This window comes from Chryseobacterium foetidum (genome assembly GCF_025457425.1).
Lineage (GTDB): Bacteria > Bacteroidota > Bacteroidia > Flavobacteriales > Weeksellaceae > Chryseobacterium > Chryseobacterium foetidum.
Window position 1 is genome coordinate 2,119,272 of the sequence record NZ_JAMXIA010000001.1, and the last position, 19,992, is coordinate 2,139,263.

Genomic DNA, 19,992 nt, shown 5'->3' on the forward strand with positions numbered 1-19,992 from the left:
ACAATGATGAAATTATTTTTCCTGATTTTTGTTTCGCTTGCATTTATGGGTTGTAAAAACAAAAAAGAGAAAGTGATTTCATCGTATGAAAAAGTTGTTGTCGATGAAAATTTAGTTCATAATGATACCATTCAATTGCTTTCAAAATTTCCTGAGCTAAGATTATTCAGAAAGGAAAAAATGGAAAGCAAAACCAGAACGGCTTATATAGTTCAGAATTCAGGGCATCGAAATTTTTGGCTTAGGTTTGATAATTACAAATGTAAGGCAACAAAAGAAGATGATACTTTAAGAATTTCTTTAAGTAATTATGACGGAATGATTAGTAATGGAGTTCTGATAAAAATTTTTAATGGACATTTTTACATTAAAGATTATGATCCTAAAACTTTAAAAGGCGGAATTAAATTTTTCAACTCAAAACCTGAATACCAAATAGTGAAACTGAATAAAAGAGAATATCAAAAGAAAGACAGTATTTTCGGTTTCATAGATTACAAATGTGTAATTGGTGGAGGAGAATTGACAAAGATGATGCGGGGCTATTTTAAAACTGCAGCTCAATAATCAAGAAAAAACCCAGCAAAATTTGCTGGGTTTCGTATGTTGTAAGTTAAAAATTTATGCCTTCACAATATTCACGATCACTTCAGTTGCCTTCATCATACTTTCCAACGCCACATATTCATAAGGTCCGTGGAAATTGATTCCGCCGGCAAAAATATTCGGACAAGGCAATCCCATGTAAGATAATTGCGCTCCGTCGGTTCCGCCTCTGATGGCTTTGATTTTTGGTTCAATTCCCGCTTCTTTCATTGCTTTTGCGGCAAGATCTACGATGTGCATTTTCCCTTCAAACTGCTGCTTCATGTTACGGTACTGCTCTTTAATTTCTATTTCAGCCGTTCCTTCGCCATGTTTTTGATTAAATTCTGCAATTTTTTCTTCCATGAATTTTTTTCTTGCCTCATATTTTTCTTCATCATGATCACGGATGATGTATTGAAGTTTAGCCTCAGAAATATCAGCGGTTACATCCATCAAATGATAAAATCCGTCAAAACCTTTCGTTGTAGCCGGAGTTTCATTAGCTGGCAACATTTGAATAAATTCCGCAGCAAGCAAAGCCGCATTCACCATTTTTCCGAAAGCATAACCGGGATGCACACTCAATCCGTGAATTTTTACCACTGCACCTGCAGCATTGAAATTTTCATACTCCAGTTCGCCCACTTCGCCACCATCCATTGTGTAGGCGAATTCTGCCCCGAATTTGGCAACATCAAATTTATGTGCTCCTCTTCCGATTTCTTCGTCAGGCGTGAATCCAACAGCAATTCTTCCGTGCTTGATTTCCGGATGAGTGATCAGATATTCTGCAGCGGTTACAATTTCCGCGCAACCTGCCTTGTCATCAGCTCCAAGAAGGGTATTTCCGTCAGTGGTTATTAAAGTCTGACCGATGTATTTTTTTAAACTTTCAAATTTTGAAGGCGACAAAGTGAAGTTTGAGGTCTGATTTAAAACCAGATCACTTCCGTCATAATTTTCCCAAACCTGAGGTTTCACATTTTCTCCGCTGAAATCCGGCGAAGTGTCGTAATGCGAAATAAAACCGATAGTCGGCTGGTTGTCATTTTCCAAATTTGATGGAACGTAACCCATGATGTAACCGTGATCGTCGATAGAAACATCTTCAAGGCCAATATTTTTCAGTTCCTGAGTGATGTATTTTGCGATGTCCCACTGTCTTTCTGTAGAAGGTGTTGTCTCGCTTTCAGCGTCGCTGGTAGAGTATATTTTTACGTAAGTCAGAAAACGGTTCAGTAATTTGTCTTTCCAAAGTTGATTAAATTCTAGCGTACTCATTATTGATTTTAAATTTTCACAAATATACAACGTAAAATCAGGATGCCCGAAAAATGTGTTCAATTATGCTTGCATGTCAATAAAAAAAGGAAGCAAATTGCCTCCTCTATATTTTAAATCTTATTTAAACTTGTCAGACCGCATAAGCCGCTCTATTCTGAAAAACATTAATGACTGCCAGTTTCTCACTGGAAAGATTGTGCATCACTTCTACGGTGAAGGTTGAAAATTCATACAAAGTATATTTCAGGTCTTTCATCATTCTTTCGTTGACAATTTTTCCGTTGTGCAATACCAAATTGCACTGATCCTGATTTTCTAAGTTCTTGAAATCGTAATAGGAAATGTTCATGGCGCAAAGGTTTTAAACGTTTTTCAGTCTATTGCAATTCTTTTACCAAATCGGTTTGATTTTAAAATTATTTATTAAAATTTAATCATCAATAATCTTGTTTTGATTTGAAATACTTAAACTAAATCTTATTTAAATATTAATTGAAGATTTCAGAAATGATTTTAAGTTTAATTTAAAATGGAAAACAGGCTTTTTAATTAAAATGTGCTGATATAAATATGAATTCTAAATGCTTTTAAATCAATCGATTCTATGATATTTCGAAATAGACAGTTAAATTATTTAGTTTTATTATATTTGAGAAAATCAAAATAGAAATGTTTCTTACAGAATGTCCGCGCGATGCCATGCAAGGCTGGGGAGAATTTATACCAACTTCCAAAAAGATAGATTACATCAACGCTTTGATGGATGTGGGTTTTGATGTGCTCGACTGTCTTAGCTTTGTATCCCCAAAAGCAATTCCTCAAATGGCTGATTCTGCCGAGGTTGCAGGAAATATAGATAAATCCCGCTCCAACACAAAAGTTTCCGCAATTATTGGAAATTTCAGGGGAGCCGAAAAAGCTTTAAAACATCAGTCAGTTGATATTTTAGGCTTTCCGTTTTCGATTTCTGAAACTTTTCAGCACCGGAATACCAATAAAAGTCAGGAAGAAGCTTTCACGGATATTGTGAAAATTCTTGAGCTCACAAAATCTGAAAACCGCAGTCTGAATCTTTATTTTTCAATGGCTTTCGGCAATCCTTACGGCGAAATGTGGAAACTGGAGGATGTGGAATTCTGGGCTAAAAGATTTTCGGAAATAGGAATCGAAAATATTCTTTTGTCTGATACCACGGGTGTTGCAACTATCGAAACCATCAATTTGTTATTTGGCGAAATTCCTCAAAAGTTTGCCGAAATCAACTTTGGAGCTCATTTTCATAACCGGTATGAAGATTCCTACACAAAATTAAAAGCTGCCTACGATCAAGGTTGCAGAAGATTTGATTCTGCAATTAAAGGAATTGGCGGTTGCCCGATGGCAAAAGATGATTTGGTAGGGAATATGCCGACTGAGCAGGTGATTAACTTTATGAGCGTAGAAAAAGCGGCTCACAAACTGAATTTACTAAATTTTGAAAGTGCTTATAATAAAGCGAAAGATGTTTTTCATTTTTGAGATATCATCTCATTTAAAAATATAAAAATTATGACTTCAAAAATAACCTACCTTGGAGATTTAAGATGTTCCGCAGAACACTTACAATCCGGATCAATCATAGAAAGTGACGCTCCGACAGACAATCACGGGAAAGGAGAAAAGTTTTCTCCAACAGACATGTGTGCAACCTCTCTGGCAGAATGTGCTCTTACAACTATTGCAATTTTAGGTAAAGACAAAGGTATCAACATCGATGGAGCATACTGCAATCTTGAAAAAGTGATGGCTCCAAATCCACGAAGAATCAGCGAAATTAAATGCGAGTTTATTTTCAAAGATCAGTATTCTGACGAGCAGAAAAAGACTATTGAAGAAATTGCTTACAACTGTCCGGTTTCGAAAAGTCTGCATCCTGATTTGAAGCAGACGTTAAGTTTTGTTTACCAATAGAACAGTAAGTCTAAGTTTTAAGTCTTTTAGTTGTATAATTTGTCAGTACTTATCGGCAATGCAATTTCACCAACTACTTTTGACTATTAAACCAAATAACATTAAAAGTTTATTTGACATTCCGTAGGAATCCCGACACACTCAAAATTATGCAGTTTAGATTCCTACTGAATGACAAAATTACTGGCTGATTTTATGATTAAATACGGATGATCATATTAGTTTTCCTCTAAAATCTGTTGTGCAGCAGTCTTCGATGTCACTTTTTCAATCACTCTTGTACATATTCCATTTTCATCGAAGATAAAAGTGGTTCTCACAATTCCCATGTACGTTTTTCCGAATGTTTTCTTTTCCTGCCAAACACCGAATTTCTCAATGATGCCACGGCTTTCATCAGCGATCAAATCATAAGGAAAGGCAAATTTAGAATGAAAGTTTTTCTGCTTTTTCACAGAATCTCCACTGATTCCAAGTAATTGAAAACCTGCTTTTTCCAGTTCAGAATAATTGTCGCTTAAGTTACAGGCCTCAACAGTACAGGTCGGCGTGTTCGCTTGTGGATAGAAGAATATCACCAGTTTCTGACCTTTGAATTTTTCAGAATTAATTGTTTCGCCATCCTGATTTACACTTTCAAATTTTGGTAAAGCGTCTCCTGCTTTCAACATATTTTTTAATTTTGCTCAAATTTAAAGTTTAAATGACAAAAAAACAAAGAGCTGCACTCATTCAGCAGGAACTGGAGAAACTTTATCCCGAAGTTCCGATTCCGCTGGATCATACGGATCCTTACACATTGATGGTAGCTGTTGCGCTTTCGGCTCAGACAACAGATAAAAAGGTAAATCAGGTAACGCCGGAACTTTTCGCCGTGGCTGGTACACCGCAGAGAATGGCAAAACTGGAAGAGTTTCAAATTAAAGAACTGATTAAAGAAATCGGATTATCAAATACCAAAGCCAAAAATCTGAAAAGAATGGCTGAACTTCTTCTTGAAAACCACAACGGCATCGTTCCTCAGACCTTTGAAGAGCTTGAGGCACTTCCTGGCGTCGGTCATAAAACCGCGTCGGTAGTGATGAGTCAGGCATTTGGTTTTCCGGCATTTCCTGTCGATACGCATATTCACCGTTTGATGATTCAGTGGAAACTGACTTCAGGAAAAAATGTTGTAGAAACCGAACGGGATGCAAAAATGCTCTGGAAAGAAGATGTCTGGAACAAACTCCACCTTCAGATTATTTACTACGGACGGGAATATTCGCCTGCGAGAGGGAAAGGTGAGAAAGATTTTCTGACTAAAATGTTGTTTGATAAATAAATAAATAAATAATCAGTAAGGTAAAATATTAAAATAATCAAAATTTTGTTTGATTATTTCTTAGCCAAAAGCCGAAAGCCAAAAGCCCGAAGCAGATAGCCAACAGCCAATTTATCGTTTTTATCAATCCTTAAAAATATCATTTTTTTTGCGAATGAGATTGTCGTAATTTTGCGGCTCAACTAAGAACTCCCGTTAAGAGTTTCGTAAAATTGAATAAATGAAAGTAGTAGTAGGCCTCTCCGGAGGTGTAGATTCGAGTGTTACAGCGTATTTGCTGCAACAGCAGGGGCACGAGGTGGTGGCTCTTTTTATGAGAAACTGGAACGATGCTTCCGTGACTTTGGAAGATGAATGTCCGTGGATTGAAGACAGTAACGACGCGCTGATGGTCGCTCAGAAACTTGGAATTCCGTTTCAGGTGATTGATATGAGTGAACTGTACAAAGAAAGAATCGTTGATTATATGTTTGATGAATATCAGAAGGGAAGAACTCCGAATCCTGATGTTTTGTGCAACAGAGAAGTGAAATTTGACGTTTTTATGAAGACTGCAATGTCGCTTGGCGCTGATAAAGTGGCAACAGGACATTATGCCAGAGTAGATTCTACCTTTGATGAAAACGGGAAAGAGATTTTTCATCTTTTAGCCGGAAAAGACAATAACAAAGACCAATCGTATTTTTTATGCCAGCTCAATCAAGATCAGCTTTCTAAAGCTTTGTTCCCGATTGGCGAACTGACAAAGCCTCAGGTTAGAGAAATTGCGCGGGAAATGGAGTTGGTTACCGCTGATAAAAAGGATTCGCAAGGTTTATGTTTTATCGGAAAGGTAAGTTTACCACAGTTTTTACAGCAACAGTTGGTTCCCAAGGAAGGAGAAATTGTTGAGATTTTTAAAGATTCACCTTTATTTTCTGAAGAAACTCCAGCTTTTTCATCTAAAGAGGATGAACTGGAATTTTTAAGCAGAAAAATAAATTATAAAAAAGCCGACGGAAAAGTAATTGGCAAACACCAGGGTGCTCAGTTTTTCACGATCGGACAAAGTAAAGGTCTGGGAATTGGCGGACATAAAGAATCGTGTTTTATCGTTTCCAGAGACATGGAAAATAACATAATTTTTGTAGGTGAAGGTCATAGTTTTCCTGGCTTGCATAAAAAGGCTTTGAAAATTGATAATTCAGAACTGCATTGGGTTCGTGAAGATTTAAGATTGAAAAATGGCGAATCGATGGAGGTGATGGCAAGATTCCGTTACAGACAGGAGCTTCAAAAAGCTACAATCTATCAGTTTGAAAATGCCTTTTTTATGGAATTTGAAAATCCTCAGTCGGCTATTGCTGAAGGTCAGTTTGCAGCGTGGTATCTGGAGGATGAACTGATTGGAAGTGGTGTGATTTCTTAGAATTTTTAGACTCACGCAGATTCAGGTGATTTGGCAGATTTCGATTTAAAATAATTTTAAATTTAATTTGTAATCGTCTTTTTAATAAGATAAAAGGCTTCGACAAGCTCAGCCTGACACCGAAGGAAAAAAGAAGCGTTTAGTATTAGAGTTGTCGCACTGAGCCTGTCGATGTCCATTTTAACTCTCTTAATTATCATTGAAGATAAGACATAAATAATCCCGAAGCATCTTTGTTTCTGGTTTTTGTTTGTTTATAATTGGAGTTTGATTATTTCAACTTATGGTTGAATTGAATTTGAATAAGTGCCATCATTACAATTATTTCTGTAATCAAAATCATTAGTAAATATCCGATAGGTTTATTTAAATATAAACCTCTAAACAATTTTATAATTCCTAAAGCTAAAACCGAAAGCATAAAGTAAAGCAGTATTTTTCGGTTGTTGATTTTCAATCTTTTTCCGATAAAAATCATCAGATAGAAAACCATCAGGAGTAATAAATAAAACTTCAGAAAATCCGGACCTTTGAGTAAAATGGGATTGAAAGTTTGGTGTGAAAGATAAAGCCAGACAAAACTTACAATCAATGAAACTGAGTACATTATTAAACTTTTCATCTTGATTTATTTTAAATTTTAGCTTCCGCATCCGCCACATCCGCCGCCGCCGCAACTGCTTCCACAACTTGAGTCACTGCTGCAAGATGAGCTGTTACTGCAACTTGTGCCGGTGCTTCCACCGTCTGAACTGCCACCGTTGTTTTTGTTCCTGTTTCCTGATTGCGAACTTCCGATGATCATTCCTAAAATATTTATTACTATAAATATTCCTATAATCCATCCAAATACTTTAAAAAAAACTCCGCCGGAGCCTTCTGAGCAGGATATCAGCAGTAGCAAGACTGAAGCTGCAGACAGGAATTTGAATTTCTGAAACCAGTTTTTTCGGACAGTGATTTTTTGGTTTTGATGTTTCCAAATGTCTTCCGGTGCTTCCTGTGAGAAAACTTCACGATAGTTTTCCAGAGTTTCTGAGAACCAGTTCTGATGTTTTGCGTTTTCAGAACTTCCTCCTGTTGAAGGATGGTGATGAAGGTTTCTTTTTAATACATTCGGACAGAAATCTTCCCAGTAACTTTGAGTGTAAATAAGATGCATGTGCCACACTTTGTCTACAGTTTCGCTTGGCGAAGCACCATTTGGGGAAACGCAGCAGAGATAGACAAACTTTTTGTACTCTTCAATTGCTTTTTGGGTAAATTCCATACTCCAGTTTTCCTCTTTTGCGAGTTTTTTCGAGAAAGGAAATGTTGCATTCTCAACATCTAATGAAAAGCTTTGAATTCTTCGCCAAAGATTTTCGTTTCTTAATACCATTTTTGTTTTCATTTTATTTCTTTTAATTTTTCTACTCAAATGTCCCTTGATTAAAAAATATAAAAGTCCCACAAAAATCTTTTTTGGATTTAAAAAAATCTTAAATTAGTCTTATAAAATAACGGGATGAAAAAAGAAGACATTGCACACCTTGAGAAACTGATGAATTTTTTAAGCCATCATTTTTTAAAGAAAAATTCATGGGAAGATGTGTCGAAAACCGAGTGGTCTTACATTGCCGACGAACTTAATGATCTGATCACTGCTGATCATGAAAATAAAACCATTAAAAAGAATCCCGAATTATTAGGTTCGAATTATTTATACGAACACCTGATCATCAACAAACTGAAGAAATTTAAGCAAAATGAAAATTCAGTTTTAAGCAAACCAAATCTGGCAAAATTGAGTACGATCGTCAAAGTTTTGGGCTATTCAAATTACATTGATTTTATTAATTCAAATACAGAATCATTCAATTTTAATGATCTGAGAATTGATATGAACAACGTAAAACAAAACACAGATCTGCTCGACAGACTCGTCGGCTGCTGGTATTCCTACAACAGAAATCTTCCCGAAAATCCTCTGCAGGCGAAGGAAGACAGGATTTGGCGCTCCGCAACAGAAATTTATAAGTCTGAAACTTCCGGCGAATATTATGTGGAAAGAAGCGGCGGCGACCGGCACAAATATTTTGGTAAAATCACGGCGTATTCCGATTATGTTTTTATTATCATGAACAGCAACACATTCATCCGCCAGAGACATTTCATCTCAAGAATTAAAGACATCAAGGAAAAACTCAAAAATCCAGAATATAAGCTCTATGAATTGCATTTCATAAGTACGTGTATTAGTTTTAATCAGGAGCCGATTGCTCTCTTTGAAATATTTCAGAAGGCAGACAGAAAAAATTTTATTCCCGATTCAATAAGTTTCCCGATTGACAGCGATGAAATTCCAGCCTCAATTATCAAACAACTTGAAGATACAGAAGCGAACAGAATTGATTATAAATAGTGGTGGACGTTGGGTGTTGGGTGCGGGATGTTAGGATGTTGGATGTGGGATGATGAATGTTAGACGGTCCTTTTAAAATTAACCCACAAGCCAGTCTTTAAAATCCTTTACACGCTCTCTGCTCACGGTAATTTCCTCGTCGGGCTGAAAGTTTAATTCCACTTTATAGTTGGGCGAAGTATGAATATTTTTAATGTAATCTGAATTGATGATAAACTGTCTGTTCACACGGAAAAACTTCTGCTCATCAAGAACTTCCGTGAGTTCATCTAAAGTAAAATCTGTTGGAAAATTGCGTTCCTGAGTCTGCAGATAAACAATCTTATTTTCACTGTAAAAACAGCTGATTTCTGAGGTCTGAACGATTTTCAGATTGTAACCGATTTTAACGAGAATTCTGGAAAGGGTAGATTTGTCTTTTTTAATTAAATCCTTTATCTCATGAGAATTAACGGCGTTACCTGAAGGAATAAATGACCTGAATTTCTCTAAAGCTGCAGACAGATCTTCCTCCATAATCGGTTTCAGAAGATAATCGATGCTGTTGAGTTTAAAGGCTTTTAAAGTGTATTGGTCAAAAGCTGTTGTGTAAATGATAAAAGCCTTCGTCGGAACTTTTTCAAAAATATCGAACGAAACACCGTCGCCCAAAACAATATCTGAAAAAATAAGCTGGGGATGATCATTTTCAGAAAACCACTGTACACCTTCTTCCACAGATTCTATTTTGCCGACAATTTCGATATCCGGAAATTCATTGAGCATTCTTTCGATCTTTCGTGCTGCCGGCTTTTCGTCTTCGATGATAAGGGTTCTGATCATGGTTTGATTTTAGTTTTAAATCTGAACTTTAAAATTAATTAAATCTTTCTGTTCTTAAAAATTAATCGGCTTTTTGCTTTTATTAATTTCGTTTTGCAGCACTTTTTCTTCCCATTCAGAATTCAGAACAAATAATTTTACAGCTTTTACAGCAATGATAATTCCCCAGATTGTCAGAATCATTGATCCTGTAGAGATGGCTTCAGTAAAATCTCCGTATTTAACAAATCTTCTGGTGAAAATAAATAATGCTACGATTCCGAACCACATGCAGTTTTTGTAGAATGATTTCAGTTCTTTTACTCTTTGTTGTGCAGTTTGATATTCCATGATGTTTATTTTTAAATTGTTATTAAATTTTATTTAAAGTGATTTTGAGCTTCTTTTTTCTCTGTCCATGAGTTCCTGAATCTTTTTTTCTTCCCAGTCTTTTCCGATTCCGAAAGTATTTACAGCATGAGCGATAATTCCGATTCCCCAGCCCAGCATTGGCCAGTAAAACCATAAATGTTGAGGTGATGTGATCATATTGATAATAATTAAAAACGGAATAACGATGCAGTATGAAGCAAGATTTCCGTAGAATCCTTTAAGATCTTTTACTCTTTTTGCTGCTTTTTCGTAAGCTAAGTTTTCTTTGTTGTAAGTAAGATTTTCCATGATGTTTTAATTTAAAAATTAATATTTGTTTGTTTTTTGCTGAGACAAATGTAGAACAGAAAACAGCCTCAATTCAACTTAATGTAACCGAACGGTCATTTTTGGCGACTGAACAGCAAAAATCCCGACTCAGCCGAATCGGGATTATTTTTTTAGAAGTAAACTGACGTTAGTAAATTAACGGAATCAGCATTTTTGTTTTCTTTCTGTAGTTGAGATAATCTTCTCCGAAAGTTTCTATCAAAGCTTTTTCTTCCACAGCAATCCTGTATCTGAACGCTAAACAGACCGGAACAAAAACGATAAACAATGAAACCCAGTTATTAAGATACAAACCCAAACCCAAAAATGTGAGCAGAGCAAAACTGTACGACGGATGCCTCAGAATCTGATAAATGCCATCCTGTTTAATTTTATGATCCTGCCGGATGCTGACATCTACTGTAAAGTATTTTCCGAGGCTGCGGATGATCACCCAGCGGATAAAAACACCTGTTAAAATCAATGCTAAACCGAAAAAGTATATCCATTGCTGATCTGTAATTTTAAATGCTGTTGATTTTGAAATATACACACCGAGAAAAACCGATGGCATAATCACCACCCAAAGGATGTTCAGCGTTGATCTATCCTTTTTTTCTGCCGTTTCATCAGACTTTAAAATTCTTTTGTAATAGATTTCAGAGGCAAGCCAAACGGTTATAGCTGCATAAAAAACAGCGCTAAGAGTTTCCATTTTTATTATCCTTATTCATCAGTTCTTTTATTTTTTTCTCTTCCCAATTTCTGAAAAAGCTGAACCTCGGAAAAAATACAAACAATGCATGAATCAAAAGACCAATTCCCCAGAATGTTGCCGTCATAAAATTTTTAAACTGAAAATAAGTTTCTCCAGGTTTTAGGTCGTAATAATTAAAAACTGCAATCATAATATTCACAGCAACGTAAGAAAACAGATGCCCGTAAAATCCACGAAGGCGGTCTACCTGTTTTTTAGCCTGCTGATACCGAAAGTCATTTTGATTAAACTGATCCATTTTTTCCGTCTTTTTGTTTGTTCATAATTTCCTGAATTTTTCTTTCCTGCCAGTCATTTCCTATCCCGAAAACCTGAAATGCATGTGAAGCCAGGCCAACTCCCCATCCCAGCATTGGCCACAAAAACCAAAGATATTCTCTGCTCGTAAACAGATTTACGAAAATTAAAAAAGGTATCACAATGCAGTAGGAGATGAGGTTTGCATAAAATGATTTCATTTCTTTTACCTTTTTTCGTGCTCTTTGATAAGCTTCGTTTTCGTCGTGCGTTTTTTCGCTTACAATCTGTGGTTTTTCAGCGAGCACCGGTAATTTAATTTTAAAATAATCTTCAGATTTTTCAATGAAGACATTTCTTTTGGTTAAAAGAGCGTAGCGTTGAACGATATTTGACAAGCCAATTCCCGCGCTTTCTTTCAACTGTTCCCTTGCCTGAAGATTGTTTTCGATGCAAAGACAATCGTTTTCAGTAAAAACTTTTATCATCAAAGGCTTCGATGAGGTGGCGAAATTATGTTTGATACAGTTTTCCAAAAGCAATTGAAGTGATAAAGGAACGACAAATTTTCTGAGGTCATTTTCGTTCACATCAAATACAAAATCCACGCTGTCTTCAAATCTTGTTTTCAGTAATTCACAATAGGTTTTAGCAAAATCGAGTTCATCCTGTACCGTCACCAGTTCTTTGTCTTTCTGTTCCAGAACGTACCTGTAAATCTTTGACATTGAAGCAGTAAACTTCTGTGCCTGCCTCGGATTTTCATCGATTAATGAACTTAAAACATTTAAAGAATTAAACAGAAAATGTGGGTCGAGCTGGTTTTTTAAACTTTCAAACTGGGCGTTGGCAGATTTGGCGATGAGTTTCTGTTCTACCACTTCTTTGCGGGAAGTTTTTTTCAGTTCATCCATAAAGCCTTTCGCATGAAGAAAGGCCGATATTAAGAGCGCAACATTAATCGTAAACCAGTTGATAAAATTATACCTTCCACTAAAATACTGCTGAGTCGTTGCCGCCTTTTGAAACACGACAAAATTCATGTAGTTGCAGAAGTAAACGAGAATTGTATTCGCAATCAGAATTACAACAATGCTGATGATGGCTCTTTTTGTAGTCGCTTCAGACCATGGAAATTTCTTGTTGAGATAGTCATTGATCAGGCCATTTCCTGCACCCAAAAAGAAAGAGTACATAAATGAAATGAGCACAGTCAGCAGAAAGTTTTCCAGTGTTTTCTCGTCTGTAAATGCAAAAAAGAAAAACATTGATGTTCCCAGCGAAATCCACGCTAACGTGATAAAATTCTTACGTTTCATAATTATTTTACAGGCTTTAGAAAAGCATTGCGCACAAATTTAAATATTATTTTCCTGCCCCTTGGCTGATGAAGTATTCAGCTTCAGATTTTCCCCAGTTTGGATCTAAAGAAGTTTTAGGTTTAAATGAATTGTATTTTTCCAAAGCGGTCTTGAAAAGCTCAATTCCTTTGGTCTGGCTTCCGCCGTACTGCGCCGGAGTAAAATACATATCTTCAGCTTTTATCAACGTCACTCTTGGGTTTTGAGGGTTTAAACTCTCTGCTTTTTTCAGCGTCTCATCGGCTTTCATTCCAAATGTCATGTATCTTTCCATCGGGTTAACAACCATTTTCAGAGAATAAATCATTTTCTGAAGCAGATAAATTTCAGAATTATTGGCGTCGGCGGCCATGGCAAGATCTACATATTTCTGAGCGGTATCGGCCACTGCATCAAGCTGATCCATTTTTCCTTCACGCATCAGAGTTCTTCCTTTTTGAATTTGTGCAAAGGCAGCGTAATAGTTTGGCAGCCATTTCCCTTTTTCTTTCTCTGCAATTCTTACAAAATCATTCGATAAAGCATGAAGCTCATCCGGAGTTTTTGAGGTTTCGATTTTGGCAATTTTATCAGCCATCACTTTCTCGTAAGTGGTTTGTGCAAAAGTCGTTAAGCTTATTAAACTTAAAGCAAAACTTAAAATTAATTTTTTCATGATTGTAAAATTTTTAAAGTTAAATATAATTGTTTTTTTAAAGATTGTTGTTGATGGCATCCTGCGTTTTATCGACTCCGAAACTGATGAACATTCCTACGAAAACAAAGGTATTCACAGGCGGAACGACTGCTGATCTGAAATTTCCGTTGGAAGAAAAATTGTATCCGTAAATATTATTTCTCCCCAAAATATTGGAAATACTTAAAACAAAAATGGTGAACGCTTTCGAATCTTTTTTCCCGAGGTTTGGCAGATAATTGAAACTTAAATTAAGCGAACTGAAATCCTTTAAATTGCCTTCGTTTCTGATGATATTTTCGCCGTTGCTTCTTACAATATCATAGTATGGGCGGCCTTTGGCATAATTAAAAGATAAATTGGTTCCGAATTTCAGTTTTGGAAAAAACCTTTTGGCGACTAAAGCGACGGTGTGTTCAGAAGCGAAATTGGGTCTTAAACTCATCGGATAATTCAGAAAATCTCTTTTCGAATCTAAAAACGAGTAGCTCACCCAGTAATCGATATTTTCGAAAGTCTTTTTGTCTCTGAAAAAGAACTCTAAACCTTTGGCAAAACCATTTCCGTTGTTGTTTACGGCAGTCTGCACCGGCTGATATTGCCCCTGAATATTGAAAGCATTCTGAACTTTTATCAAATCATCGTAATTTTTGTAGAAAGCTTCAAATCTCAGACTTCTTCCTTCCACATTGCCCTGAAGCTGGAAAATATAATGCTGTGACTGCTGAAAACCCAGTTTTGCCGGAGAATTGATGTATCTGCTTTCAGGATTTTGATAGAAGATTCCGTAAGCGAGGGAAGTAGTCCAGTCTTTTGCAAGTCGGTACGCTAAAGCAACTCTGGGAGCGAAATTACCGGCCTTTAGAAAAGAAGAATATTCTCCTCTCGCTCCGATTTTGGCTGAAAAACGGTTGCTGAAACCTAAATCTGTTTCCACAAAAGCCGAAGAAATGAGGTCTGAATAATTTTTATTAATATCGAGCACCGAAAGCTCTTCGTTTGCATGATTCAATTCAAAACCACCTCGCACAGCACTTATTCTGTTGATTTTTCTTTCTAAAACTGCTTTAAAGTTCAGATAATTTCCGTCATTCAATACTCTGGTTTCATCTGACTGTACAGATTCTTTTTCTGTTGTAAAACTAAGGTCTGAACGGTTGAAAGAATATGATGTTCCTAAATTTAAGAGATATCTGCCGAATTTCTGACGGTAAGAAAGGGTCTGAAAAGTGTTTTTTCCTTTTAAATTCACCAAAGAATGGTCGTAGTCAGGTTCAAGGCTGGGCATTTTCACGCCCATGACATCTGTGCTGAACATTCCGTAATATTTCAGAAAGCCGCCGGACTTTGTTTTAATTCTAAAATTGGCGTCTCCATTAAAACCACTTGGAGGTTCGTGAAAATTGGTGTTAAAATTAAACACTTCCTGCATCAGTTTTAAATTTGAATAGCCTGCACTCGCCCCAAAAGAATGGGTTTTCTCATCATTTACCCTCTGAAATGAAGCATTTAAGAAAATCGGAGCCACACCAAAATCGTAAGAAGACTGCTCAGGAAGATCCACACTTTCCAGCATCAGGGCTCCAGAAAGTGCCTGTCCGTACAAAGCGGAATAACCACCACTTGAAAATATATTTCCTTTAAAAAGTGAAGTGTTGAAGCGGTCCCGTCCTGCAATTCCCGGAACTGAGTTGGAAAAATAATTGTTGATTAAGCTTCCGTCCATAAAAATTTTAGCCTCAGAACCCGTACCGCCGCGAATGAAAAGACCTTCTGTTTCGCCAACTTTCTGTACACCCGGAAGATAATTTAAAGCAGATGAAATCTGTCCGTCTGCTCCTGCTGTTGTGTAAATATCCAATGGAGTAAGCAGTGCCGTTGCCCTGTTTTTGTCGCTCGCCTCAATCGAACCTGCGGTGATGACCACGGCATCGATCTCGCTCACTTGCTCTTTCATATCAAGTGAAAGTTGAATGTTTTCATTTTCTATCTGCAAAGGCTTTTCAGTCTCGATATATTTAGGATGAGAAAACTGGAGGATATGACTTCCTTTTTCTGAGGTTTCAAAAGAGAAATTTCCGTTGCTGTCGCTTGTGGTGCCATCGTAAGTGTCTTTCAGCGTAATATTTACCTGAGGAATTCCCTTGTTTTTATAGCTTACCTTTCCCGAAATTTTAATCTGGGCTGTTGCTGAGGCAAAAATCAGATTTAAACTTAAAATAAGGATGCGAAGGCTGAAAGTTTTCATTGGCTAATAATTTGATGTAAAAATACACAGTTCATCAAAAGCCTTCAATTAAAATATACTGAACGGTCATTTTTAAACTCCGAACGGTATTTTGATTTGTCGTGAGACTTTTATGGTTTTAGATTTTTTTCATTTTCAAATTATTCAACACTATAAAATATTAATAAAATGAATTTAAAAACAATTACATTATTGGGTGGTTTTGCCCTGTTCACCGTGTCTTGCGGAGCCAGCAAAACATACGACATTATGCCAAAGAGTGACACTAAAACTGCCGGAACCGTAAGTTTTACCGAATCAGGCGGAGAGGTAACAATGAAAATTAAAGCCAAAAATCTTACACCCGGAATTCACGCGGTACACCTGCATGAAAAAGCCGACTGCTCTGCACCCGATGCCACTTCGACCGGCGGACACTGGAATCCTTCAAAAATGGATCACGGAAGATGGGGCGGCGAGCATTTTCACATGGGAGATATTGGAAATCTTACAGCCGATGCCAATGGAAATGCTGAACTTACCTTTAAAACCGATAAGTGGTGTCTCGACTGTGTAGACGAATCTAAAAATATTCTCGGAAAAGGAATGATTATCCACGCCGCGGCAGACGATTTCCAGACTCAGCCAACGGGAAATGCTGGCGGTAGAGTTGGGTGTGTGGAAATAAAATAGTGATATATCTTAACCATTAAGGTAGTTGAGGTTTGAAGGAGTATTAAGAATTTGCAAGCAAATTTAAGCGGTTTGCTTAAGGAATTTTAATTTCATCTTAACCAAACTTAAATGTTAATTGTCTTAATGTTTCAAACCTTAAAATAAATAATGCCGGTCTTATCAACCGGCATTTGTTTTATTGTTCTGTAATCAATCCCAATTCTCCGTAATGTTTTTTAAACTTCTGAATTTTGGGACCGACCACTGCGCTGCAGTAAGGTTGCGTAGGATTTTCACTGTAATATCCCTGATGATACTGTTCGGCAGGCCAAAATTTTTCGAGAGGTGAAAGTTCTGTAACGTAAGTTCCGTTCCATCTTCCAGACTCTTTAGAAACTTCGATTGCCCTTTCAGCTTTAGCCTTTTCAGCGTCGTCTTTATAGTAAATTACCGAGCGGTATTGGGTTCCGATGTCGTTGCCCTGTCTGTTGAGTTGCGTAGGGTCGTGAAGGAAGAAAAATACATCCATCAGCTGCTCATATGAAATTACGTGCGGGTCGTAGGTAAGCTGTACCACTTCTGCATGACCGGTTTGTCCGGTGCAGACCTCTTCGTAAGTCGGGTTGTCTTTTTGTCCGCCTGAATATCCTGAGACTGCGGATTCCACACCTTTCAGCATATTGAAACAGCTTTCAACACACCAGAAGCATCCTCCGCCAAAAGTTATTTGTTCAAATTGATTTGTATCCATTTTTTATTGAATCTTATTTAAATTTAAAAATGCTTTTAAAAGCCTATCAAAATTAGGAAAAATCTTGCCAAAAGGAATGTGTTTGAGGTATGATTCGGTAAATAATTAAGATTTAAAATGACCATCAGAAAAAATGAGACGTGTAAATTAAAGAATTCAGACGTGTAAATTAATAAGTTTAGACGTGTGAATTTTAGAGGTTTTAATTTCAATCAAAAATTCATACGGGTGAGTTCAGGAATTCATGCGGATGAATTGAGTAAATCATGCGGATGAATTGGAAGATTGATGCGGGTGAATTTCGGAATCAATTTGCATGAGTTTGAAAATGCTCCATAGGAGCAATATCTGTGTAGAAAAAATAATCTGTTCGGATGGCGCGTTCCGTAGGAACGCTATCTCTTTTCAATCGAATCGTTTACACAAAAAAGCATCCCCGAAAGAATGCTTATATGATTTAAATTTATTTAAAATTATTTCTCCCAAACCAATGCACTTGCGCCTAAAATAGCAGCATCAGCTTCATCCAGTTCAGAGAAAACCAATCTCACCTTATTTCTGAAAATAGGAAGAAGGTTTCTTTCCATGTGAAGTTTGGCAGGTTTTAAAATGAAATCTCCTGCTTTGATGACTCCACCAAACAAAAGAATGGCCTGCGGGGAAGAGAACATTACGAAGTTCGCCAACGCCTCACCCAGTTTCTGACCTGTATATCTGAAAACTTCTATCGCAACAGGATCTTCTTTCAAGGCACATTCGTGAACCGTTTTAGAGTTAATTGATTCTTCAGGATATTGATTCAACATGGAATCAGGGAATTCAGCACGCATTTTCTTGGCTGTGATGGCAATTCCGGTAGCTGATGCGTAGGATTCAAGACTGCCTTCGGAGCCTGTGCTCCAGTGTTTTCTGCCGCCTGGTTTTACAATGGTGTGGCCCAATTCTCCGGCAAAACCATCGCTGCCGTAAATCAGATGTCCTCCGGAAACAATTCCGCTTCCTACACCGGTTCCAAGGGTAATCATGATGAAATCTCTCATGCCTCTTGCGGCACCGTACATCATTTCACCAAGCGCTGCTGCGTTGGCATCGTTGGTCATTTTGCAGGGCTTACCAAATTTTTCGGTCATCAAGTCTGCAAACTGAATCACGCCTTTCCATGGAAGATTGGGAGCAAGCTCGATAGTTCCTCTGTAGTAATTTGCGTTGGGAGCGCCTACACCGATACCTTCAATTCCGGCCTCACAATATTCTTCAATCAAGGGTTGAATCTGCTCGTAAAGCGCATCCACAAACTCTTCAGGTGTGCTGTATTGGTCGGTTGACAGGGAACCTTTGGTTAAAATCTGACCTCTGTGATTTACAAGACCAAATTTAGTATTGGTTCCACCGATATCGATACCTAATGCAACCTGTTTTGACAAATCTACTACTGACATTTTCTTATTGTATAATTTCGAGGCAATAAATTTATAAAAAAGATTGTATTAATAATCAGTAAACCTGATTTATTTAAATTCTTTACATCGCTTTTCTGGTCTTCTTTCTTCGTCCCCACCAGATTAAAAATCCTGTCACTGGCAATGAAGCACAGATTAAACTCACAATAAATGCAATGATTTTCGTTGGTAAACCTAAAATTGATCCTACGTGGATATCGTAATTGGCAGCCACGGTTTTTTCACCAAAGTTCTTGTCTTCGTGATTGTAGGTGTGTAATAATTCGCCTGAGTTTTCATCAAAAATCAGACTGCTGTTTTTGTGGTAAGAGTAGGAGAGATGCTTTACAAAAACCGAAAAATTCGGGTGCTCGTGATCATCCATGTGAGGATGTCCGAGATCGATAGCAAAGCCATACGACTCTGGATATTTTGCATGAACTGTCGAAATGACTTTGTCTAAAGTAGTTTCGTTTCTCAGTTCGATCGGTGCCTTTGTTGTGATATGGGAGAAATCAGGATACACGGTATTTCCGCCGGAGAAAATGAAATAAATCGCAGCCTGAACCACAAAGAAGGCATAAAATAAACCTGTAATCGAGAAAATCAGAGCAAAGATAGAAGCGTAGAAACCTAAGACGTTATGAAGGTCGTAGTTTTTTCTTTTCCAGCTTTTGATGTTTTTCCATTTGAATGAAAATCTCTGTTTTCTTGCGGCTTTGTTTTTTGGCCACCAAAGGATAATCCCTGAAATCAGCATAATGACGAAGATGATCACTGGAATTCCCACGACATATTTTCCCCAGTCCTGCTTCAGTAAAAAGCTCCAGTGAATGGTTTTTACAATCTGAAAAAAGCCGTTTTTCTCGTCGAATACTTCCAAAACTTTCCCTGTGTAAGGATTGACGTAGGCTGATTTGTAAATGGGAAATTCATCAAAATAATTCCATGCCTCGGTATTGTGCTCGTACCAGTAGAACTGATAAGACATTTTTTTATCGACAGGAACGTTGACCCAATGGATCTTGTATTTTTCTTTTACCTGCTCATCAACCATTTTCTCTAAAACACGAATAGGCAATACCTGCTTTTGAGCAATATTTTGTTCATTATGATAAATGACTTCTTTCCTCGTGAAGTTCTCTACTTCATCTTTGAAGACAAACAGAGTTCCGGTGATAGAAACGATAAAAATAATAAGCCCAACCGACATTCCCAGCCAGAGATGCATCTTGCCAGTCCATTTTTTGAAGGCGGTGGGTTTCTTTTTATGGTGATGTTTTTTTCTCATGAATCAATAAGTTGGACAAAGATAATATTTTCAATTCTTATTTAGATTAAATACAATTAATGAATTGAATTGATTTAAACTAAAACAAATCTGCCA

Annotated in this window: 23 protein-coding genes; 7 read left to right on the top strand and 16 right to left on the bottom strand. The window is 37.1% G+C overall.

Features of this window, described 5'->3' with window-relative positions:
- Positions 1–3 precede the first annotated feature (3 nt).
- Positions 4–567, top strand: a complete 564-nt coding sequence (locus tag NG809_RS10000; protein WP_262150260.1) for a hypothetical protein — start codon at positions 4–6, stop codon at positions 565–567.
- Between the two features lie 54 nt (positions 568–621).
- Here the strand turns inward: NG809_RS10000 and pepT are convergent, their stop codons facing one another.
- Positions 622–1,869, bottom strand: a complete 1,248-nt coding sequence (gene pepT / locus NG809_RS10005) for a peptidase T (RefSeq protein WP_262150263.1) — start codon at positions 1,867–1,869, stop codon at positions 622–624.
- A gap of 133 nt (positions 1,870–2,002) precedes the next feature.
- On the bottom strand, positions 2,003–2,221 hold the full coding sequence (locus NG809_RS10010; RefSeq protein WP_056027577.1) for a hypothetical protein: 219 nt from the start codon (positions 2,219–2,221) through the stop codon (positions 2,003–2,005).
- 320 nt (positions 2,222–2,541) lie between these two features.
- Here NG809_RS10010 and NG809_RS10015 point away from each other — a divergent pair, with 320 nt between their 5' ends.
- Positions 2,542–3,390, top strand: coding sequence for a hydroxymethylglutaryl-CoA lyase (locus tag NG809_RS10015; protein WP_262150264.1), 849 nt, complete (start codon positions 2,542–2,544; stop codon positions 3,388–3,390).
- A gap of 30 nt (positions 3,391–3,420) precedes the next feature.
- Positions 3,421–3,822, top strand: coding sequence for an OsmC family protein (locus tag NG809_RS10020; RefSeq protein WP_262150265.1), 402 nt, complete (start codon positions 3,421–3,423; stop codon positions 3,820–3,822).
- Between the two features lie 218 nt (positions 3,823–4,040).
- Here NG809_RS10020 and bcp read toward each other — a convergent pair whose 3' ends face one another.
- Positions 4,041–4,493, bottom strand: a complete 453-nt coding sequence (gene bcp, locus NG809_RS10025) for a thioredoxin-dependent thiol peroxidase (protein ID WP_262150267.1) — start codon at positions 4,491–4,493, stop codon at positions 4,041–4,043.
- 32 nt (positions 4,494–4,525) lie between these two features.
- On the opposite strand from bcp, the gene NG809_RS10030 reads away from it, so the two are divergent.
- A complete protein-coding gene (locus tag NG809_RS10030; RefSeq protein ID WP_262150269.1) occupies positions 4,526–5,146 on the top strand; it encodes an endonuclease III domain-containing protein in 621 nt (206 codons plus the stop codon).
- Between the two features lie 220 nt (positions 5,147–5,366).
- Complete coding sequence (gene mnmA / locus NG809_RS10035) at positions 5,367–6,554, top strand: tRNA 2-thiouridine(34) synthase MnmA (protein WP_262150271.1); 1,188 nt, start codon at positions 5,367–5,369, stop codon at positions 6,552–6,554.
- A 271-nt stretch (positions 6,555–6,825) separates the two neighbouring features.
- Here mnmA and NG809_RS10040 read toward each other — a convergent pair whose 3' ends face one another.
- Together NG809_RS10040 and NG809_RS10045 are read right to left on the bottom strand one after the other, a co-directional pair.
- Positions 6,826–7,176 carry a hypothetical protein gene (locus tag NG809_RS10040; RefSeq protein WP_262150273.1) on the bottom strand — a complete coding sequence of 117 codons (351 nt, stop codon included), beginning with the start codon at positions 7,174–7,176 and terminating at the stop codon, positions 6,826–6,828.
- 18 nt (positions 7,177–7,194) lie between these two features.
- Positions 7,195–7,947, bottom strand: a complete 753-nt coding sequence (locus tag NG809_RS10045; RefSeq protein WP_262150275.1) for a glycine-rich domain-containing protein — start codon at positions 7,945–7,947, stop codon at positions 7,195–7,197.
- Between the two features lie 114 nt (positions 7,948–8,061).
- On the opposite strand from NG809_RS10045, the gene NG809_RS10050 reads away from it, so the two are divergent.
- Entirely contained in the window at positions 8,062–8,958 is an 897-nt protein-coding gene (locus NG809_RS10050; protein WP_262150277.1) for a hypothetical protein, read from the top strand.
- Between the two features lie 78 nt (positions 8,959–9,036).
- Here the strand turns inward: NG809_RS10050 and NG809_RS10055 are convergent, their stop codons facing one another.
- The 8 genes from NG809_RS10055 to NG809_RS10090 all read right to left on the bottom strand — a co-directional run bounded on the left by NG809_RS10055 (position 9,037) and on the right by NG809_RS10090 (position 15,761).
- Entirely contained in the window at positions 9,037–9,780 is a 744-nt protein-coding gene (locus NG809_RS10055; RefSeq protein ID WP_262150278.1) for a LytR/AlgR family response regulator transcription factor, read from the bottom strand.
- Positions 9,781–9,834: 54 nt separating this feature from the next.
- Positions 9,835–10,110, bottom strand: coding sequence for a 2TM domain-containing protein (locus NG809_RS10060; RefSeq protein WP_262150280.1), 276 nt, complete (start codon positions 10,108–10,110; stop codon positions 9,835–9,837).
- 33 nt (positions 10,111–10,143) lie between these two features.
- Entirely contained in the window at positions 10,144–10,440 is a 297-nt protein-coding gene (locus NG809_RS10065; protein ID WP_262150282.1) for a 2TM domain-containing protein, read from the bottom strand.
- A 169-nt stretch (positions 10,441–10,609) separates the two neighbouring features.
- Positions 10,610–11,176, bottom strand: coding sequence for a methyltransferase family protein (locus NG809_RS10070; protein WP_262150284.1), 567 nt, complete (start codon positions 11,174–11,176; stop codon positions 10,610–10,612).
- Complete coding sequence (locus NG809_RS10075; RefSeq protein WP_262150286.1) at positions 11,163–11,477, bottom strand: 2TM domain-containing protein; 315 nt, start codon at positions 11,475–11,477, stop codon at positions 11,163–11,165. Before NG809_RS10075 ends, NG809_RS10070 begins: the two co-directional genes overlap by 14 nt.
- Positions 11,464–12,795, bottom strand: a complete 1,332-nt coding sequence (locus NG809_RS10080; protein ID WP_262150288.1) for a 2TM domain-containing protein — start codon at positions 12,793–12,795, stop codon at positions 11,464–11,466. Before NG809_RS10080 ends, NG809_RS10075 begins: the two co-directional genes overlap by 14 nt.
- A gap of 46 nt (positions 12,796–12,841) precedes the next feature.
- Positions 12,842–13,492: a hypothetical protein gene (locus NG809_RS10085; protein ID WP_262150290.1), complete on the bottom strand. Its 651-nt coding sequence runs from the start codon at positions 13,490–13,492 to the stop codon at positions 12,842–12,844.
- A 37-nt stretch (positions 13,493–13,529) separates the two neighbouring features.
- Complete coding sequence (locus NG809_RS10090; RefSeq protein ID WP_262150292.1) at positions 13,530–15,761, bottom strand: TonB-dependent receptor; 2,232 nt, start codon at positions 15,759–15,761, stop codon at positions 13,530–13,532.
- Positions 15,762–15,929: 168 nt separating this feature from the next.
- On the opposite strand from NG809_RS10090, the gene NG809_RS10095 reads away from it, so the two are divergent.
- Positions 15,930–16,433 (top strand): superoxide dismutase family protein, encoded by a 504-nt coding sequence (locus tag NG809_RS10095; RefSeq protein ID WP_262150294.1) that lies wholly within the window; start codon positions 15,930–15,932, stop codon positions 16,431–16,433.
- Positions 16,434–16,611: 178 nt separating this feature from the next.
- On the opposite strand, the gene msrA is transcribed toward NG809_RS10095, so the two are convergent.
- The 3 genes from msrA to NG809_RS10110 form a co-directional block, all read right to left on the bottom strand.
- The gene (gene msrA, locus NG809_RS10100; RefSeq protein WP_262150296.1) at positions 16,612–17,166 is read right to left on the bottom strand and encodes a peptide-methionine (S)-S-oxide reductase MsrA; all 555 of its coding nucleotides are present in this window, start codon (positions 17,164–17,166) and stop codon (positions 16,612–16,614) included.
- Between the two features lie 473 nt (positions 17,167–17,639).
- Complete coding sequence (locus NG809_RS10105) at positions 17,640–18,605, bottom strand: ROK family protein (protein WP_262150298.1); 966 nt, start codon at positions 18,603–18,605, stop codon at positions 17,640–17,642.
- A gap of 82 nt (positions 18,606–18,687) precedes the next feature.
- Positions 18,688–19,896, bottom strand: coding sequence for a PepSY-associated TM helix domain-containing protein (locus tag NG809_RS10110; protein WP_262150300.1), 1,209 nt, complete (start codon positions 19,894–19,896; stop codon positions 18,688–18,690).
- Between the last annotated feature and the right edge of the window lie 96 nt (positions 19,897–19,992).

What these genes read in the sequence shown, in the direction of transcription:
- NG809_RS10030 (WP_262150269.1), top strand. Translation starts at nt 4,526, where the DNA reads ATGACAAAAAAACAAAGAGCTGCACTCATTCAGCAGGAACTGGAGAAA.
- NG809_RS10060 (WP_262150280.1), bottom strand. Translation starts at nt 10,110, where the DNA reads ATGGAATATCAAACTGCACAACAAAGAGTAAAAGAACTGAAATCATTC.
- NG809_RS10055 (WP_262150278.1), bottom strand. Translation starts at nt 9,780, where the DNA reads ATGATCAGAACCCTTATCATCGAAGACGAAAAGCCGGCAGCACGAAAG.
- NG809_RS10000 (WP_262150260.1), top strand. Translation starts at nt 4, where the DNA reads ATGATGAAATTATTTTTCCTGATTTTTGTTTCGCTTGCATTTATGGGT.
- pepT (WP_262150263.1), bottom strand. Translation starts at nt 1,869, where the DNA reads ATGAGTACGCTAGAATTTAATCAACTTTGGAAAGACAAATTACTGAAC.
- NG809_RS10080 (WP_262150288.1), bottom strand. Translation starts at nt 12,795, where the DNA reads ATGAAACGTAAGAATTTTATCACGTTAGCGTGGATTTCGCTGGGAACA.
- NG809_RS10040 (WP_262150273.1), bottom strand. Translation starts at nt 7,176, where the DNA reads ATGAAAAGTTTAATAATGTACTCAGTTTCATTGATTGTAAGTTTTGTC.
- NG809_RS10020 (WP_262150265.1), top strand. Translation starts at nt 3,421, where the DNA reads ATGACTTCAAAAATAACCTACCTTGGAGATTTAAGATGTTCCGCAGAA.
- NG809_RS10045 (WP_262150275.1), bottom strand. Translation starts at nt 7,947, where the DNA reads ATGAAAACAAAAATGGTATTAAGAAACGAAAATCTTTGGCGAAGAATT.
- NG809_RS10010 (WP_056027577.1), bottom strand. Translation starts at nt 2,221, where the DNA reads ATGAACATTTCCTATTACGATTTCAAGAACTTAGAAAATCAGGATCAG.
- NG809_RS10070 (WP_262150284.1), bottom strand. Translation starts at nt 11,176, where the DNA reads ATGGAAACTCTTAGCGCTGTTTTTTATGCAGCTATAACCGTTTGGCTT.
- NG809_RS10075 (WP_262150286.1), bottom strand. Translation starts at nt 11,477, where the DNA reads ATGGATCAGTTTAATCAAAATGACTTTCGGTATCAGCAGGCTAAAAAA.
- NG809_RS10065 (WP_262150282.1), bottom strand. Translation starts at nt 10,440, where the DNA reads ATGGAAAATCTTACTTACAACAAAGAAAACTTAGCTTACGAAAAAGCA.
- NG809_RS10095 (WP_262150294.1), top strand. Translation starts at nt 15,930, where the DNA reads ATGAATTTAAAAACAATTACATTATTGGGTGGTTTTGCCCTGTTCACC.
- NG809_RS10050 (WP_262150277.1), top strand. Translation starts at nt 8,062, where the DNA reads ATGAAAAAAGAAGACATTGCACACCTTGAGAAACTGATGAATTTTTTA.
- NG809_RS10110 (WP_262150300.1), bottom strand. Translation starts at nt 19,896, where the DNA reads ATGAGAAAAAAACATCACCATAAAAAGAAACCCACCGCCTTCAAAAAA.
- NG809_RS10015 (WP_262150264.1), top strand. Translation starts at nt 2,542, where the DNA reads ATGTTTCTTACAGAATGTCCGCGCGATGCCATGCAAGGCTGGGGAGAA.
- mnmA (WP_262150271.1), top strand. Translation starts at nt 5,367, where the DNA reads ATGAAAGTAGTAGTAGGCCTCTCCGGAGGTGTAGATTCGAGTGTTACA.
- NG809_RS10090 (WP_262150292.1), bottom strand. Translation starts at nt 15,761, where the DNA reads ATGAAAACTTTCAGCCTTCGCATCCTTATTTTAAGTTTAAATCTGATT.
- bcp (WP_262150267.1), bottom strand. Translation starts at nt 4,493, where the DNA reads ATGTTGAAAGCAGGAGACGCTTTACCAAAATTTGAAAGTGTAAATCAG.
- NG809_RS10085 (WP_262150290.1), bottom strand. Translation starts at nt 13,492, where the DNA reads ATGAAAAAATTAATTTTAAGTTTTGCTTTAAGTTTAATAAGCTTAACG.
- NG809_RS10105 (WP_262150298.1), bottom strand. Translation starts at nt 18,605, where the DNA reads ATGTCAGTAGTAGATTTGTCAAAACAGGTTGCATTAGGTATCGATATC.
- msrA (WP_262150296.1), bottom strand. Translation starts at nt 17,166, where the DNA reads ATGGATACAAATCAATTTGAACAAATAACTTTTGGCGGAGGATGCTTC.